Here is a 15,445-nt window from a genome sequence, read left to right as displayed (position 1 = left end):
AGTCGTTGGGGCGCACCGGCCGGCCCGCCCACCCGGGACCTCGGCACGTTCGACCACGGTGACGTGCCGCCCGGCGCCGGCTAGGCGCAGGGCGGCGGACAGGCCGCCGAGACCCGCTCCCACGATCACGATTTTCTCGGTCGGGCCGGTCACCGTACGCATCCTTCTCCTCAGGGGATCACCACCAGCGAGAATGTGCGGATCACATTCGCGCGCGGAGCTCCGCTCACAGCTTCGCTCATAGAACGGGGGACAGATGACAAGCGTGGTCGTGGTCGTAGCGGCCGTCGTCCTGGTGTGCGCGGCGGCCGGCGGCCTCACGCTGCTGTACCGGCCACCGGCGGAGATCTGCCAGACAGTGGCGGAGGTCGGCGCCGTCGAGGTCCGGTTGGCCGCCGGCCGGGTCGAGATCGCTGAGACCGACCGGACCGACGCCCGCCTGGAGATGACCGTCCGGCGGCGAGTCGGGCGGACCCGCCCGGCGCTGGCCCGCAACGGTGACCTGCTGCGTATCGACGGCCGGGCCAGCGAGGCCCGGGTGCGGCTGACGTTGCCGAAGGCGACCGGCGTCCGGGCGGAGGTGCGCCGCGGGGAGGTGACGCTGTGGGGATCCGACGGTGATCTTGTCCTGCTGACGGATTCCGGCACCATCGCCGGACGTGAGTTGGGCGGCGGCAGGGTCACCGCACGCAGCCGGCTGGGGGATGTCATCCTGCATTTCGCGTCTGCGCCCGAGAAGGTGAGCGCGCACAGCCACAGTGGCTCGGTCACGGTTGTCGTCCCGGACGGCCCGTATGCGGTGGACGTCGAGTCGGCGGACGTCGGTGCCGTCGATGTCAGTGTTCCGGCTGACCCGGCGGCGCAGCGCCGTGTGTCGGCCGGCAGCGGCTCCGGGCGGGTACGGGTGTGCAGTCCCGCTCCGGACGGCCCGGTGCGCTTGTGAACCCGTGCTCGCGGGGTGGTACCCACTACCCTCGAGCACATGACGGTGGTCAGGAGTGTGCTGGGATCACGGGCGCTGACGGTGCGGGACTTCCTCGCGTCCGGGCGGACGTCGTTCTCGTTCGAGTTCTTCGCACCGAAGACCCCGGCGGGGGAACGCCATCTGTGGACAGCGATCAGGGAGCTGGAGTCCCTGCATCCGTCCTTCGTGTCGGTGACGTACGGCGCGGGCGGGTCCACCCGCAAGGGAACCGTCGGTGTGACCGAACGGATCGCGGCCGAGACCACTCTCACACCGATCGGTCACCTGACAGCGGTCAACCACTCCGTGTCCGAGCTGCGGCAGGTGATCGGCAGTTACGCCGGCGCCGGGGTGCACAATGTCCTCGCGTTGCGTGGCGATCCGCCCGGTGATCCGCGGGGCACGTGGGTCGCGCATCCACAGGGTCTGCGCTATGCCGAGGATCTTGTACGCCTTGTCCGGTCGCTAGGTGACTTCTGTGTCGGGGTCGCGGCGTTCCCAGATATGCATCCACGTTCGCCCGACCTCGACACCGACGCGCGGTATCTGGTCGGCAAGCTGGCCGCGGGCGCGGACTACGCGATCACCCAGTTCTTCTTCGATGCGGACGCCTACTTCCGTCTGGTCGAGCGGGTCCGCCGGCTCGGCTGCGAGGCGCCCATCATCCCCGGGGTGATGCCCGTGACGAACGTCGCGCAGATCGAGCGGATGGCGCAGCTGTCCGGCGCCGCTTTCCCCGCGGATCTGGCCGAACGGCTGCACGAGGTGGCCGACGACCCGGTGGCGGTGCGGGCGATCGGCGTGGCGGTCGCAACGGACCTGTGCGAGAAGCTGCTGGCCGGTGGTGCGCCCGGCATCCACTTCATCACGTTGAACCGCTCGACCGCCACCCGTGAGGTGTTCCGCGCCCTGTCCGGCTGACGGGAGGCCCGTCAGTCGTGATCCTCGTAGGCGTCGAAGACACACAGCAGCCATTCGTCCCGGAAGGGCCGTTCGCGGACGAGGGCAAAGCCGGCCAGGTTTGCCGCGTCGACGACCGCTGCTACCAGGTCGAGATCCAAGGTGCCAAATACGGGTGTGATACGGACCGCAACCACCACCTGGTCACGTTCCGCGTTGAAAACCGCTGTCGGATTCAGGTCGTCGAGTGTCTCCACGACCAGGGGCGAGTGCTTGGTCACCGATGTCTCCTGCGGCCGCCTGGCGGCGGCTTCTCGAAGGGGGCTGACAGTCGTCGGTAGTTGGGCCGTCATCCAAAGTGGGTCATGCCGGACGACGGAACCATACGCAGAAGGCACGATGGCTTGGTGACCACCCCGGTGCCCGACCGTGACGGTTTTCTCAGGGAGTGGTCGGGCCTGCACGGAGGCTACGATGCCACAAGCGGTATGTGGTTCGTTCGCCGTTGGCTCGGTCTGGTCTACCGGCTGGGACGCCCGTTGGCCATGCGTGGCATCGGCCCGACGTCGATCACGGTGGGCGGGATGCTGCTGACCAGCGCCATGCTGCCGGCCGCGGCATCGGGTGGCCTGTTCCCGCTGATTGCCGCGATGATCGTGGTGGGTGGTGGTTTGCTGGACAACCTTGACGGATGTGTGGCCGTCCTCACCCGTCGGGTGACCCCCTGGGGGTATGTCCTTGACTCGCTGGCTGACCGGATCTGTGACGGATTCTACATTGTCGCCTTCTGGCTGCTGGGTGCGCCCGGTGCGGCGTGCGCAGCCGCGGGGGCCGCGGTCAGCCTGCTGGAATACCTGCGCGCCCGAGCCGGGAACGTGGGGTTCGCCGAGATTGGCGTCGTGACGGTCGGTGAGCGGCCTACCCGGATCATCATCACTGTCCTGACGATGGTGGGCGCGTCGGTCGACCCCGGGAGAGCCGGCCTTGCCGGTCTGGCTGGCGCTGTCGCCACGGCCACGGTGTGCGCCTGCGGTCTGGTCCAGCTCGGCACGGTGGTTCACCGGGTGCTTCGGACGCGGCCACGGCCGGCTTCGGCGGTGCCCGGCGGTGGGCTGTGGGCAGCCGCTGGATTGTCAGGTGGGGAAGTGGGCCCGGCGGCGGGCGGCCGCGGTGACGGGGAGTGACGGGAGTGACGGGAGCGACGGGTGCGGGCAATAGCGGCGGTTTTTCGCTGTGCGGTATGCGGCACTACGCGGGGCCGATCATGTCGGCAACGATTTTTGCGGACATGGCGACCAGGGGGAGGCCGCCCCCGGGGTGAGATGACCCGCCCACGAGGAACAGGCCCGGAATCGGCGACCGGTTGCCCGGCCGCAGGAACGCCGCTCGCAGGCCGTTGGAGGACGTCCCATAGATCGCCCCGCCGACCGCGCCCGTCCGCTGTTCCAGATCAGCTGGAGTGATCACGTGTTGCCACCGCAGCCGCTCCCGGACGTCCAGGCCGCGCTCGGCCATCAGGTTCAGGATCCGGGCGGCGTAGGCGTCAGCAAGCCCTGGCCGCTCCCAGTCCAGCCCGTGGTTGACCGAGCGGTTGACCGAGCCGCTGCCGCTGTTGGTGCCACCGGGCGAGGCACGGCCCCTCGCGCGGCCTGGCGGGAGACGTGTTGCATGCGGGGCCGCGTTCACCAGGACGAACCATGCTTCACAGCCCGGCGGCGCGAGGGCAGGATCGTCGGGCGCGCTTATGTAGATTGTCGGATCGACCGCTAGGCGCCCGCCGAATACCGCGTCGAACTCGTCGTCGTTGTCAGCGGGGAACAGCACCGTGTGATGGGCGAGATCTGGCGTCCGCCCGCGCAGGGCGAGCAGCAGAACGAAGCCGGCCAGCGATGCCCGCGCTCGGCGCAGCCGCCGCTCCGCCCGTCGGTGGGGCGCGAGCATGCCGTACACCGTCTGGGCGTCGACGCCCGACACGACCAGATCCGCGTCGATGCGCCCGCCGTCGGCAAGCTGTACTCCGGCTGCCCGGCCACCCGCACCGCGCGTGATCGCGATGACCGCCTGGTCGAGCAGCAGGCGCGCGCCAAGGCACACAGCCCGCTCCGCGACGGCCTGGCCGAGCTGGTGCAGGCCGCCCGGGAGGTACCAGCCGCCGTAGCAACGCTCGACATGCGCGATGACCGCGAGGGCCGCCGGTGCCCGGCGTGGATCGGAGCCGGTGTAGGTCGCATACCGGTCCAGGAACATCCGCAGCCGGTGGTCGGCCAGATGACGCTGGCCGAGCCCACGCAGGGTCAGCCCCGGCGCGATGGTGGAGATGTCGCCCGGACGCCGTAGCGCCAGGCTGGCCAACGACCGGACGCCGGCGGTGGGGGCGGACAGGAACGGCTCCCGGGTCGCCTCCCACAGGCGTTCGGCGTGGGCGGCGAGGCGGCGCCACTGCTGGCCGGAGCCGGGAGGAAGGACGGCGTCCAGCTCGGCGGTGAACGCGTCGTCGTCGGCATGGGCGTCAAGAAGGGTTCCGTCGGCGAAACGGTAGCGAGCGATCGGGTCCAGCCGGCGTAGCTCGAGGAGGTCGCTCAGGGGCGCGCCGGTGGCGGCGAACAGGTCCGCGAAAACCTCCGGCATGGTCAGCAGGGATGGCCCGGTGTCGAAGGTGAAACCGTCCTGGCTGAACCTGCCGAGCTTGCCGCCGACGTCGGACGCCCGCTCGCAGATGGTGACGCGATGCCCGGCGGCGGCCAGCCGCGCGGCTGTCGCCAGCCCGCCGACCCCCGCGCCGACCACGACGACCCGAGCCACCCCGCGACCCTACGCGGGTACTGCTGTATGCGCGGCCGTTTCGTCCTTTTTTCTCGTTCTTGGCCTGCTTGGCCTGCTTGGCCTGCTTGGCCTGCTTGGCCTGCTTGGCCTGCTTGGCCTTGCCTGAGCTGGCTCGGCTCGATCGTCAGGTTGCCGCGACGACGCCCGTCCCGACGAGGAGCAGCACGGCCACCCCGAGGATGATCCGGTAGATGATGAACATGTCGTAGTTGTTCTTGCCGATGAATTTCAGTAGCCAGGCTATGGCGACATAGGCGACGGCGAAGCTGACGAGCGTAGCGATGATCGTCGGTGTCCAGCCAACTCCGTGCGAGATGTTGCTGGCCGCGCTGACGCCCTGTAGGGCCGCGGCACCGAACAGCGCAGGGATGGAAAGGAAGAACGACAGTCTGGTGACAGTCACTCGGTCGAGGCCTCGGGTCAGACCGGCCGACATCGTCGCGCCGGACCGGGAGATGCCGGGGATGAGCGCGGCACACTGGATCAGGCCGATGGCCAGAGTGTCCTTCCAGGTGACGTCCTCCTCATGTCGCTTCTGGGTGGCGTTGCCGTCGGCGTATGCCATGACACCGCTCCACATGATGAGCGCGATGCCCACGAACCAGAGGCTGCGCAGGGTCGTTTCGATCACGTCCTTGAACAGCAGCCCGACCACGCCGATGGGCAGCGAGCCGAGCAGCACCGCCCATCCGAACAAGTAGTCGGGGTGGCCTCGCCAGCGAGGCTGGACGATACCGCGGAGCAGGACGGCCAGGATCCTCCCCAGATCCTTGCGGAAGTACAGCAGCGTCGCGAAGACCGCGCCGACCTGAATGATCGCGGTAAACGCGGTTATGTCGGGATCGTCGATGGAGTACCCGAGCAGTTTTTCCAGGATCGTCAGATGTCCTGTGCTCGATACCGGGAGGAACTCTGTCAGTCCCTCGACCGCGCCGAGAAACGCCGCCTCCAGCAGGTTCACGCCCACCCCTCTTCGTTGCCGGTCCTGTCGGTCCTGGCGATCCTGTCGGTTTCCGCGGTACCGGGCGGACGGCCCGTGGAGGCAAGCCGAGCGCGACCAGATCGCCTGTCGCTGTCGCCTGACAGTGCAAATCGGATGAAATCGTCTAAACTTTGTAGCATCACAGCATGTACCGTCGCATTGCCGTTCGCGATTGTATGGCCGGACTTCGGGGCCGCATCCGCGGCCGCGGACGTCCGGGGAAGGCGTCATGGCCGATCCACTCGGCGTAAGAGCGACCGGCACCAGGGGAGGTGACGTCGCGGGGCTGGGGCACATGCCTCACGTCATCGCTCCCCGCGCATCGCACAACGATGCGCGGGTGCCCCGGCTCGTCGGTCGCCGCCCGGGCGGCGCGAGCTGGACAAGTCCCTGTTGCCCGAGCTAGGGCGTGCGTCGGAAGCCGCCTGGACGCGGCTCCCTGGTCGAACGACGACTTCCGGAACACGCCGTAAATCTTGGCTCTGGGTTCAGATCTGGGACGGATACGTGTGGTCCACTGGAACGCGATCGGACGATCAGGCGGGAGCGAACCCATGAGCGGCAGCGAGATCGCGGCACCCGAGCCGGCCACCGACAGCTCGTCGGCATCGGCGGCCCGGCGGGCTCGAGCCGGATCGTCAGCGCGGCCCAGCCGAGATCAACTGGTGAACCTGCGTGACCTGGGCGGCTTGCCGACCGAGGACGGCGGGTGCACCCGAGCCGGTGTGCTCTACCGCAGCGACGCGCCACGGCATGGCGATCGGGCGCCGGTGTTCGACCTCGAATGGCCGCCCCGCGTGGTCATCGACCTGCGGTCGCCGGTTGAGCAGGACGGCGGCCCGCACCCGCTGGAATCGGCGACGACCGATGTCCGGAGGATCCCGCTGCTCGGTGATGTCGACCCCGCCAGCCCCACGTCCGAAACCGCCGCCGCGCTCGCTGGTGGCCTGGGCACGATGTACCGGGCGATCGTCGAGCTCGCCGGACCACGGGTGGTCGAAATCATGCATCTCGTGGCCCACACGCCTGGCCCGGTACTTGTGCACTGTGCTGCCGGCAAGGACCGGACCGGCCTTGTCGTGGCGGTCCTGCTGCGCGCGGCGGGCGTCGAACAACAGGCGATACTCGCGGATTACGCGGCCACAACCGCGAATATGCCGGCAGTGTTGCGTCGGGTTGGTAACAATCCGTTGCTACCTGGTGCGGGCTGGGGCGCTTCCGATCTGATCACCACCTCGACCTCGGCTGTTGAGCGGGTGCTGGCCACCATCGACGATTACCCGGGCGGCCTGTCGGGCTGGTTCGCGGCCAACGGCGCGCATCCGGACGCGGTGGGCAGCTGGCGGTCCCGGCTCGTGGTCTGATCCTGTTGCCCGGATCCGTGGCCTGCCGCAGGGGGCCCGACTGCGCGGAGCGGCGAGATCCATGTCCTTGTAGTTGCGCTCCGTAGTCGGAGTCCTCAGAATCCCGTGGGTGGACCGACGTATCCTTGCTAAAATTTTTGCCCTCGGAGCCGCTGACATGCTTGTCGGCTGTGCCAGGGAGCGGCCGAAGCCCGCCCCGCCAGCGGTCGCTCCGCAGCCTGGCGGTCCGTCTGCGCACATGTTGCCCGATACGCCGGTCCCGCGGTTGCAGGCACCGGTGGTGGCGTCATCGAGCGTGCAGCCGGCAGCCAGCCCGTCGGCGTCGTCCGCCGTGCCCCAACAGCAACAAATTCTGTTCAACGCGCCGGAGACGACTCGCCGGGTTGCGCTTACTATTGACGACGGCTTTAATCCCGTCGCGGTTGCCGGATATGTCGGCTTCGCCAGCCGGACGAATATTCCTCTCTCGTTCGCGCCAAACGGGATGTACCGTAACGTCTGGAACCAGCATGCTGACGCCATCCGGCGGCTGATTGAATCCGGACAGGTCACGATGGTCAACCACACCTGGAGCCACCGGAGTATCCGCACCCTTTCCGACGCGGCGCTGCGGGCTGACGTCGAACGCAATGATGACTGGGTCAGCCGGACATTCGGGGTCACCACCCGACCGTGGTTCCGCCCACCGTACGGGGAGCATAACGAGCGGTCGCGAGCGGTTCTTGCCGAACTCGGCTATTCGCGGATCCTCATGTGGAGCGGATCGGTGGGTGACGCGCGGATGGGGGTCACGGCGGGCGAACTCATCGCGGCCGCGCGCCAGGCCATCCAGCCGGGGGCAGTGGTGCTGGGGCACGCGAATCAGGCGGTTGTCGTCAGCCTGTACGGAGAACTCGAGCGGCTCATCGCGCAGCGGGCGCTGGTGCCGGTCACGGTCAAAACAATGTTCACGGCCGACCAAAACGTTCGTTGAACCCAGCGGGCCGCCTGTTCACGGGACCGCCTCTTTACGGGAGCGTGTGCCGTAGGGCTCGTATAATTCGATCATAAACGAAGCCGTCGAGGCCGCGCCGGCCGGCCATCGTTCCTCGATGAGCAGCTGTATGTCGGCAGCGCGCCGGTGGTGTGCGGTCGGACCCATCATGACGAGATTCAGAAGATCCTGTGCGGTAAGCGATAGATCCAGATCGAGTGTCCATTGGTCCCGCTGGACGAAGGAGCCAGCCAGTTTCGAGCGGAGGCGCTCGGGTTTTCGTTCGTCAACCGTGACGAGACCTAGCGAATCAACAAGTCCGGCCAGATGGCGGACGGTGGGCGTTACGATGACGAGATGTCCGTCCGGCCGGAGGATGCGGTGCATTTCCGTGACATTGCGCGGCGCGAAGACATCGAGCACGACCGAGGCGGTGCCCGTGCGCACCGGCAGCGGCCCGCGCAGGTCCACACCGACCGCGCCGATCCGCGGATGTGCACGCGCCGCACGCCGCAGCGCTTGCCTGGACACGTCAAGCGCGATGCCGACCGCGCTGGGGCACAGGTTCAGCAGATGCGCCAGGTAGTAGCCAGGGCCCGCGCCGACGTCGACGAAGACCTGTTCACCGCCGATCGCTCCATTTTTGATCGTGTAGTTTCGGATGACCGCGCCAAGCTGGTCGGCGAGCGCCGCGTAGTGGCCGCCAGCGAGGAACGCCTCTCGTGAGCGGACCATTTCCGCATGGTCACCGGCGACTTCCGCGGCCCGGCCGGTTGTGAGCGTCAGATGGCCTCCTCGAGCGAGGTCGTACGCGTGGCCGTCCGGGCAGCGCACCTGCCCGGTGCCGACGGTGAGAGACAGCCCGCATATCGGGCATGTGAGATAGGTGAGAACCGCATGAATCACGCGTGGCCCACCGTCATCATCGGCCGCATGGCAACGACAGTACGTGCCTGGCGCAGCCTACCGGATCAACCCACGGCCAATTGGCGTTCCGATGGTGAGGTGGTATGACGCACTGGTCCGCTGACAGGAGATCAGAAGCAGGCCCGGTATCCGTGGGCTCCGCTGCCGGCCGCGGGTCGCCCGGGGTGGAACGGGTGGCGGTTGTCGGTGCCGGCATGGTCGGGCTGGCCACCGCGTGGTTTCTCCAGGAACGCGGAGCCCGCGTGACAGTGTTCGAACGTGCCCAGGTGGCCGCCGGGTCGTCCTGGGGCAACGCCGGCTGGCTCACTCCGAGCCTGGCGGCACCGTTGCCGGAACCGGCTGTGCTGCGCTATGGCCTGCGGGCCGCGTTGAGGTCGACATCCCCCGTGTATGTACCGCCGCGTGCCGACCCGCGGCTGCTGCGATTCCTTGCCGAATTCGCCCGCAACAGCACGGTCAGCCGTTGGCGGACGGCGATGGGTGCCCTTGTGCCTGTCAACCGGCGGGCGTTCGACGCTTTCGACCTCCTTGCCGCCGGTGGCGTGGCGGTACCCACCCCTACTGCCGTGCCCTTTCTGGCCTGTTACCGTGACCCACGGGAGCGGGATGCGTTGGTCATGGAGCTGGAGGAGATCCGCGACGCTGGCCAGCACGTTGATTTTGACCTGCTCGATGGCCCCGCGGCGCGCACACTGCAGCCGGCGCTGACAGATAAGATCAACGCTGCGGTCCGCATCAATGGCCAGCGATTCTGCGATCCCGGGAGCTTTGTGCTGTCGCTCGCGAACAGCGTCCGGGCTCGGGGTGGTGAGGTGCGGGAGGGCGTCGGTGTGCTCGCCATCCACGCTGATCGTCATGATCGATACCGTGCTGGCGCCGCTGATGTAAGCGTGGAGCTCTCCACCGGGCAGCGTGGCCGGTTCGACGCGGTGGTAGTTGCCAGCGGTGCGTGGTTGCCCCATCTTGTTCGTTCGTTTGGGGTCCGGACTCCCGTCCAGGCGGGGCGCGGGTACAGCTTCAGCGTCGCGGCACGCGACTTACCGCAGGGCCCGCTCTACTTTCCCGCCCACCGGGTGGCGTGCACACCGCTGGGGGGGCGGCTGCGCATCGCCGGGATGATGGAGTTCCGGGAGCCGCATGCGCCGCTCGACCGCCGCCGTGTCATGGCGATCGTCAACGCGGTTCGCCCCTTGCTGGCCGGCGTCGATCTCGATACGCGGACGCAGGAGTGGGTTGGTTCTCGCCCGTGTAGCCCGGACGGTCTTCCGCTGATCGGGCGTACCGCGTCACCACGGGTGTTTGTCGCAGGCGGTCACGGGATGTGGGGTATCACACTCGGACCAGTCACCGGCCAGCTGGTGGCCGAGGCGGTCATCACGGGCCGCTCTCCGGCCGAGCTCGCGCCTTTCGATCCACTGCGCTGACGGGTAGCTCGGCCATCTGGGCGGGCCGACTTGTTTCCGCCGGCCGCGGGTTTGTCAGGTTGACGGGTAGTGGCAATGTGAAGTCATTGAAATACTCTCAGTCGCAAATTGTGGTGGGGTGATCGGGTGTCGGCTGCGCCCGCCGATCGTGCTTTGACAACTCCCGCGCGGGGTGCAAGTCTGCCTGGGCAGGTGATGAGCGGTCGTGCCATCGGCACAGCGTCGGATGGCCGGCCGTTGACCGCCGAGTCGGCCAACGGCCGCGCGGTTGGGAGTTTCTGCGCGGTGGGCGGCCTCAGAGAATCTGAATCTGGGGGCCAGAGGATGCGTAATCATTGTTCTTCACGCGCGCCCGGAAGCCGGGGGGAATCTGGCAGAGCGGACGGGCGGCTGGCGGCGCCCTGCCATTCACTTTCCAGATCATGGGCAGGAGCCCGCCGCCGTCCTCCCCAGGTGGCTGTCGTTCCCGGCGGCGCTGGGGCCGTCCAGGTCATCTGCGATGAGGGCCATCGCTGGTGGGTCGTGCGCTGGTCGATTGCTGGGCTGCTTGCTGACGGCCCTTTCGAGACACGAACTGATGCGGTTGACCGGGCACGTAACCAATCCGGGCTCTGACGCGGGGCCGAACAACGGTCACGGGCCCTTACCGATCAGCTTACCGATCAGCCGAGTAGATCGAGCACGGTCGCGGCCACCGGACCGTCGGTCAGGTAACGGCCGGCTTCCAGTAGGTGTTCTCGCCAAAGATCTTCGGCGGCACGAGCCTCACGGGCCTCGATGAGGTCCACGACGCGTTCATGGTCGAGGAGGCGCCGACGGATGGCGAGCCGGTGCTCGGGTCCACGCTCAGCGGCGGGCTGGGAGATCGTTGCGAGATCGAGAATGTGGCGCAGCATGCCCGACAGAACCGAGAGCGTCGTGTTCCCAGCGAGATCCACCAACAGGATATGGAAGGCGAGATTGGCCTGTAGGCACTGGCCTGGATCGTCGGTCGCTGTGGCGGCGGCGGTCTCGCCTACCGCGAGCCGGAGTTTGTCCAGGTCATCCTGTGTGTGGTTCTCCGCCAGGATCGCCACGCAGGGCGGCTCAATCACAGCGCGGGCCTGGTGGATATCGGCCAGCGTGGTACCGCGGTACTCCAGAACCAGGGCGGCGTAGCGGGCGGCGATGTCGCCGTTTGGTGTGTGCACCCGCGCACCACCATGTGCGCCGCGCCTGACTGTGATCAGCGCCTCGGATTCCAGGACCCGGAATGCTTCTCGCAGTGTCGGCCGGGAGACACCGAACTGTTCCATGAGGGTGGCCTCGGGCGGCAGCGCGTCACCTTCGACGAGTTCTCCCCGCACGATGCGGCGCCGCAGGTGGGCCGCGACGAGTTCGGCGGTCTTCGGGACTCGAACCTGCTGCCCGATCGCGACCACCGTGCCGGCCCTGCTAGTAGCCGGCATCGCCAGCTCTTGTACAGCCATCGTGGGCGCCTCCATCGACAACGAACAGGTGAGTCTCTTTACAACACGGACCCGGCGAGCCAAGGGGTTCAGCTCAAATGTTGTTGGTGCTTGAGGTTACCAATGGGTCGTCCCTGTTCCCTAGAGAGCCCGGACACATCCGAGGCTTCGATGTTGTCCACAAGTAGTCTTTGCCTGGCCCGATGGGGATGCTGGCTGGGGTTGTTGAGCGTGAGGGTGGCTGGAAAAAATTTCCAGCCACCCCTTCTGTAAAGGGTCGCTGACCCCTGTGCTATAAGAGCATCCGGCCGCGGTGGCCGAGCATCGGCCGCAAGGATCTCGATCAGTCGTGTATCCACTTGGCGCCGCTGGTCCGGGGCGCTGCATTCGTCCGGTGCGGCCAGCGGAGCGGCACCGCTCGCGCACAGGGCCGGGCGCATTGGCGAACCCGGCAGGCCCGCTGCCGTCCTGCCGTCTCGGTGCCTGCCGCGGCGCGAAGAAACGGCCATGAGCGGTCCTGGCTGGGTGCGGTGGCCCTGGTTGGGTGCGGTGGCCCTGGTTGGGTGCGGTGGCCCTGGTTGGGTGCGGCGGTCCTGGTTGGGTGCGGTGGCCCTGGTTGGGTGCGGCGACCGGAACGAAGATCTAAGAGTGTTCGGCAACAGAAATGTGGATCAAGGAGCGGGGTTGGGGTGCGTGCGGCGCAAGGCAGCGAAGGGAGCCACCGGAGGCAGCGGACGGATACCCAGGCTCCTCGGCCAGCGCCCAATACCTCCGGCGTCTCCCTCCTCCGCCTCACGATCCATCGACCCGGACGCCGTTGTCTGATCGAACGCCCTATTGCCGGAGCCTCTTACTTCTTCTTGTCGCGGAGCGCGGCCCGCTCGCGCGCGACCGCCTCGGGCGTGGGTGCGCAGCCACCGAGGTGAGCGGGCAGCCACCATGGTGACTCGCCTGGTGGCGGCGGCGGGTAGTCCCGCTGGGCGTCGGCGAGAAGCTTCGCCATCGCGTCAGCCAGCAGTTGCGTCCCAGCCTGGGCGTCCTTCAGGTCGACCGCCGGGATCGCTTCACCAACCGTGATCGACACGGGGGTTCCTCGCGCGGCCCGGAAATTACGCGGCCGCCCCTTGGTGAGGATGCGCTGGCTGCCCCAAACAATTACTGGGAGTATCGGAACGCCTGCTTCGGCGGCCATCCGGGCCGCCCCTGACTTGAAGGGCTGGAGACAGAAGCTGCGACCGACCGTCGCCTCGGGAAAGACACCCACGAGTTCGCCGGCCCGCAGAGCTCGCACCGCGTGACGGTATGAGCCGGCGCCCGCCGATCGGTCGACGGGGATATGACGCATTCCCCGCATCAGAGGCCCGGCAAGCGGATGGGTGAAGACTTCATGTTTGGCCATGAAGCGTACCAGGCGGCGGTGGGAGTACCAGAACGGAACACCGGCAAGCGCGAAGTCCAGGTATGATACATGGTTGATCGCTACCACGCATCCACCGATGGCTGGTACGCGTTCCTGTCCCCGGACGTCCAACGTGAGATCGAGGGCCTTGAAGACCCCGAGCGCGAAACGGGCCACTGGCTTGTAGACGAGATCCGCCACCCGCTCCTTACCTCCAGACGTTCCCTGTCGTGACGATGACTCGACCGGCGGCCCCGATCGGCCACGAGAAGTGATTATCTGATCGTACCCTTGGCACGGTGACCCGGCGGAACCTCATACCGCCTGGTGCTTGACACCCCTTTTGCTGAGCATTGCATACTCGGGTCCTGGCGGTCGCACCGACACCGCACCCGCCCGTCGGCGGCGACAGTTGAGACAGGAGACGTACGACGCCTGACGAGTGGATGCAGTTGTTCACCACAGGTGACCCGCCACGATGGACAGCCGTTGCCGGTGGCGCGGTCGCCCTTCTCGTGGTGCTCAACAATCGCCTGTGGCCGCTGGCTCGACATGTGATCACTATTGCGCACGAGGGTGGGCATGCGCTTGCGGCGGTCGGAAGCGGCCGGCGCCTTGGCGGCATCCGGCTGCATTCGGATACATCCGGGGTAACCGTGTCGGCGGGCCGCCCGACCGGGCCAGGCGTCGTTATCACGGTAGCGGCCGGCTATATTACGCCCTCCGTCCTCGGGCTTGGCGGTGCCGCGCTGCTGGCGGCCAACCAGGTGAGCCTGTTGTTGCGACTGAGCGTCGCGCTGCTGCTCGGGGTCTTGGTGGCCATCCGCAACGCCTTTGGCGCACTGTCGATAGTGCTGAGCGCCGCGACAGTCGTCGCGGTGTCCATGTTGGCGCCATTTCGTTCGCAGGAGGTGTTCGCGGCCTTCATCACCTGGTTCCTCCTCATCGGTGGGGTGAGGCCGATCATCGAGGTGCAGCGGACCCGTCGCCGCGGTGCGCCGACGTCAGACCCGGACCAGCTGGCCCGCCTGACCCGCATACCGGCGGGGCTCTGGGTGGCCTTGTTCGCGATGGTGGCGCTGTTCTGCCTGGCTGTCGCGGCCGCGTGGCTGTTCCGTTGATGATCAGCCGATGGTCGGCACCCGACGCGATCAGACGGTGATGGCCTATTGGTGATGGCCGGGCCGGGCCGGGCCGGGCCGGGGCCGTGACGGCCGGATGCGGGCCGGGCCGCTCGCTGGCAGACTGTCATGCTGTGTGCGGTCGTTACGCCAACGCTTTGAGCGCACGGCAACTGACGGAGTCGTTCGCGGCACGTGATGAGACTGACGGCGTTCAGCCGAACTTCAACGTGTCACCGACCAACATCGCTCCGGTGGTTGTCATTCCGTCTGAGGGGCCGCTGGCAGGCGCGCGGTTGCGGACGGCCCGCTGGGGGCTGGTGCCATCATGGGCACGTGATGTCGCGATCGGTAACCGTCTGATCAATGCCCGGGCGGAGACGGTCGCCACCAAGCCCGCGTTCCGTGCCGCGCTGCGCGCCCGTCGCTGCCTGGTACCGGCAACCGGCTATTACGAATGGCACCGGGCCGATGGCGCCCGCCGCGGACAGCCCTACCTGGTACGGCCGGCTGACGATACGCCCGCCGGGCTCGCGGGTCTTTACGAGGTGTGGCATCCGCCATCGGGCGGTGTGCTCGCGACCTTCACCATCATCACCACCACCGCGGCCGGTGGGCTGGAGTTTCTGCATCCACGTTCGCCCGTGCTTCTCCCACAGGCCTCCTGGTCGCGCTGGCTCGACCCGTGCGTCAACGACCCGGAAGCCGTGACGGGGATGCTCGGGCCGGCGCCCGCCGGCATGTTGCGGGCGTACCCCGTCAGTTCGAGGGTTGGGAACGTACGTAACAACGACCCCCACCTCCTTGACCCGGTTGTCGTCTGATCTTGCGGTTCGCCTGGCTTGTTGGGCGTGGAGCGGCCGGCAGCTCCTCCGTTCCTCTGCCGGGCGGACGCATTTCTCTGCTGGGCAGGCGAAGCCGCGCAGGGTCGACAACGACAGGCCGTAGCGCCCATCAGCCCGCGGGGCATCGGTGATTGTCAGCGAACTAAGAGCGCCCGGCAATAGGGGCGTGGATCAAGGAGCGGGGCTGGGGTGCGTGCATCGCGAGGCGGCGGAGGGAGTCACCCTGGTGTTGGGTGGCGACCGACGACAACGCGGTGAGGTGCGTGCCCCAGCCC

15 protein-coding genes are annotated in these 15,445 nt (G+C 67.8%); 8 read left to right on the top strand and 7 right to left on the bottom strand.

What is annotated here, in order from left to right:
• Window positions 1-162, bottom strand: a 162-nt coding sequence (locus tag MJ777_RS01460) for an FAD-dependent oxidoreductase (protein ID WP_239372569.1), incomplete at its 3' end; no start/stop codon positions are given.
• Between the two features lie 94 nt (window positions 163-256).
• On the opposite strand from MJ777_RS01460, the gene MJ777_RS01455 reads away from it, so the two are divergent.
• Window positions 257-943, top strand: coding sequence for a DUF4097 family beta strand repeat-containing protein (locus tag MJ777_RS01455; protein ID WP_239310829.1), 687 nt, complete (start codon window positions 257-259; stop codon window positions 941-943).
• A gap of 39 nt (window positions 944-982) precedes the next feature.
• Window positions 983-1,885 (top strand): methylenetetrahydrofolate reductase [NAD(P)H], encoded by a 903-nt coding sequence (metF, locus tag MJ777_RS01450; RefSeq protein WP_239310828.1) that lies wholly within the window; start codon window positions 983-985, stop codon window positions 1,883-1,885.
• Window positions 1,886-1,896: 11 nt separating this feature from the next.
• On the opposite strand, the gene MJ777_RS01445 is transcribed toward metF, so the two are convergent.
• Window positions 1,897-2,145, bottom strand: a complete 249-nt coding sequence (locus MJ777_RS01445) for a hypothetical protein (protein ID WP_239310827.1) — start codon at window positions 2,143-2,145, stop codon at window positions 1,897-1,899.
• 126 nt (window positions 2,146-2,271) lie between these two features.
• Here MJ777_RS01445 and MJ777_RS01440 point away from each other — a divergent pair, with 126 nt between their 5' ends.
• On the top strand, window positions 2,272-3,048 hold the full coding sequence (locus tag MJ777_RS01440) for a CDP-alcohol phosphatidyltransferase family protein (RefSeq protein ID WP_239372549.1): 777 nt from the start codon (window positions 2,272-2,274) through the stop codon (window positions 3,046-3,048).
• A gap of 64 nt (window positions 3,049-3,112) precedes the next feature.
• Here the strand turns inward: MJ777_RS01440 and MJ777_RS01435 are convergent, their stop codons facing one another.
• Complete coding sequence (locus tag MJ777_RS01435) at window positions 3,113-4,666, bottom strand: NAD(P)/FAD-dependent oxidoreductase (RefSeq protein ID WP_239372547.1); 1,554 nt, start codon at window positions 4,664-4,666, stop codon at window positions 3,113-3,115.
• A gap of 145 nt (window positions 4,667-4,811) precedes the next feature.
• Window positions 4,812-5,648, bottom strand: coding sequence for an undecaprenyl-diphosphate phosphatase (locus MJ777_RS01430; RefSeq protein ID WP_239310824.1), 837 nt, complete (start codon window positions 5,646-5,648; stop codon window positions 4,812-4,814).
• A 575-nt stretch (window positions 5,649-6,223) separates the two neighbouring features.
• Between MJ777_RS01430 and MJ777_RS01425 the strand changes: the two genes are divergently transcribed.
• Both MJ777_RS01425 and MJ777_RS01420 read left to right on the top strand, forming a co-directional pair.
• The gene (locus MJ777_RS01425; protein ID WP_239347140.1) at window positions 6,224-7,033 is read left to right on the top strand and encodes a tyrosine-protein phosphatase; all 810 of its coding nucleotides are present in this window, start codon (window positions 6,224-6,226) and stop codon (window positions 7,031-7,033) included.
• Window positions 7,034-7,142: 109 nt separating this feature from the next.
• Window positions 7,143-8,006 carry a polysaccharide deacetylase family protein gene (locus tag MJ777_RS01420; protein ID WP_239310822.1) on the top strand — a complete coding sequence of 288 codons (864 nt, stop codon included), beginning with the start codon at window positions 7,143-7,145 and terminating at the stop codon, window positions 8,004-8,006.
• 18 nt (window positions 8,007-8,024) lie between these two features.
• On the opposite strand, the gene MJ777_RS01415 is transcribed toward MJ777_RS01420, so the two are convergent.
• Window positions 8,025-8,912 carry a putative RNA methyltransferase gene (locus MJ777_RS01415; protein ID WP_239372545.1) on the bottom strand — a complete coding sequence of 296 codons (888 nt, stop codon included), beginning with the start codon at window positions 8,910-8,912 and terminating at the stop codon, window positions 8,025-8,027.
• A 215-nt stretch (window positions 8,913-9,127) separates the two neighbouring features.
• Here MJ777_RS01415 and MJ777_RS01410 point away from each other — a divergent pair, with 215 nt between their 5' ends.
• Window positions 9,128-10,357, top strand: coding sequence for an FAD-dependent oxidoreductase (locus MJ777_RS01410; protein WP_239347201.1), 1,230 nt, complete (start codon window positions 9,128-9,130; stop codon window positions 10,355-10,357).
• A 662-nt stretch (window positions 10,358-11,019) separates the two neighbouring features.
• Here MJ777_RS01410 and MJ777_RS01405 read toward each other — a convergent pair.
• Window positions 11,020-11,826 (bottom strand): FadR/GntR family transcriptional regulator, encoded by an 807-nt coding sequence (locus tag MJ777_RS01405; RefSeq protein WP_239310819.1) that lies wholly within the window; start codon window positions 11,824-11,826, stop codon window positions 11,020-11,022.
• 829 nt (window positions 11,827-12,655) lie between these two features.
• A complete protein-coding gene (locus tag MJ777_RS01400) occupies window positions 12,656-13,405 on the bottom strand; it encodes a 1-acyl-sn-glycerol-3-phosphate acyltransferase (RefSeq protein ID WP_239310818.1) in 750 nt (249 codons plus the stop codon).
• 245 nt (window positions 13,406-13,650) lie between these two features.
• Between MJ777_RS01400 and MJ777_RS01395 the strand changes: the two genes are divergently transcribed.
• Entirely contained in the window at window positions 13,651-14,325 is a 675-nt protein-coding gene (locus tag MJ777_RS01395; protein ID WP_239310817.1) for a M50 family metallopeptidase, read from the top strand.
• A gap of 86 nt (window positions 14,326-14,411) precedes the next feature.
• A complete protein-coding gene (locus MJ777_RS01390) occupies window positions 14,412-15,149 on the top strand; it encodes an SOS response-associated peptidase (protein WP_370651621.1) in 738 nt (245 codons plus the stop codon).
• Window positions 15,150-15,445 lie beyond the last annotated feature (296 nt).

Origin of the sequence: Protofrankia sp. Cj5 (genome assembly GCF_917627405.1) — a bacterium.
Lineage (GTDB): Bacteria > Actinomycetota > Actinomycetes > Frankiales > Frankiaceae > Protofrankia.
This window is presented reverse-complemented; position numbering and strand designations above follow the sequence as displayed.

What these genes read in the sequence shown, in the direction of transcription:
- MJ777_RS01455 (WP_239310829.1), top strand. Translation starts at nt 257, where the DNA reads ATGACAAGCGTGGTCGTGGTCGTAGCGGCCGTCGTCCTGGTGTGCGCG.
- metF (WP_239310828.1), top strand. Translation starts at nt 983, where the DNA reads ATGACGGTGGTCAGGAGTGTGCTGGGATCACGGGCGCTGACGGTGCGG.
- MJ777_RS01425 (WP_239347140.1), top strand. Translation starts at nt 6,224, where the DNA reads ATGAGCGGCAGCGAGATCGCGGCACCCGAGCCGGCCACCGACAGCTCG.
- MJ777_RS01410 (WP_239347201.1), top strand. Translation starts at nt 9,128, where the DNA reads ATGGTCGGGCTGGCCACCGCGTGGTTTCTCCAGGAACGCGGAGCCCGC.
- MJ777_RS01405 (WP_239310819.1), bottom strand. Translation starts at nt 11,826, where the DNA reads ATGGCTGTACAAGAGCTGGCGATGCCGGCTACTAGCAGGGCCGGCACG.
- MJ777_RS01395 (WP_239310817.1), top strand. Translation starts at nt 13,651, where the DNA reads ATGCAGTTGTTCACCACAGGTGACCCGCCACGATGGACAGCCGTTGCC.